The sequence below is a fragment of the Streptomyces sparsus genome (assembly GCF_054776295.1).
Genome location: NZ_BAAHCA010001534.1, coordinates 1 through 734 on the forward strand (window position 1 = coordinate 1; position 734 = coordinate 734).

The following is a 734-nucleotide window of genomic DNA, read 5'->3' on the forward strand; positions in this document are numbered from 1 at the left end:
TACCGGCCACCGCCGCGACCGAAGACGTCCCGCACGGGCGGGCGTTGACCCGGGTGCGGGCGGCCGGACGGGCGCTCCGCGGCCGGTTCGTGCTGGCTGCCGTGCTGGGCGCACTCGCCCTGGCCAGCGCGGTCGGACTGATGGCCGTCTCCGGCTGGCTGATCTCCCGCGCCTCCGAACAGCCGCCGGTGCTCTACCTGTTGGTGGCGGTCACCGCGACCCGGGCCTTCGGCATCGGCCGGGCGGTGTTCCGCTACGCCGAGCGGCTGGTGGCGCACGACGCGGTGCTGCGGGTGCTCGCCGACCTGCGGGTCACCGTCTACCGCAGGCTCGAACGGCTCGCGCCCGCAGGGCTGCGGCAGTCCCGGCGCGGTGACCTGCTGGCCCGGCTCGTCGGTGACGTGGACGTGCTCCAGGACTACTTCCTGCGCTGGCTGCTGCCGGTGTCGGCCGCCGTGCTCGTCGGGGCCGCGTCCGTCGTGTTCACCGGCTGGCTGCTGCCGGCCGCCGGTGCGGTCCTGCTCGCCGGGCTGGCCGCCGCGGGCATCGGCGTGCCGCTGCTCACCGCCGTCATCGCCCGTCGCACCGAACGCCAACTCGCCCCCGCCCGCGGCGCCCTGGCCGTCCGGACTGTCGACCTGCTCACCGGCACCGGCGAGTTGACCGTCGCCGGTGCGCTGCGCGGACGGTTGGACCGGGTCGGTGACGCCGCCCGCGAACTGACCCGGCTCGAC

1 protein-coding gene is annotated in these 734 nt (G+C 76.3%); it reads left to right on the top strand.

Going from position 1 to position 734, the window contains the following annotated elements:
* A partial coding sequence (locus ACYVE9_RS29460; protein ID WP_461030928.1) for an ABC transporter domain-containing protein occupies nt 1–734 on the top strand: 734 nt, incomplete at both ends.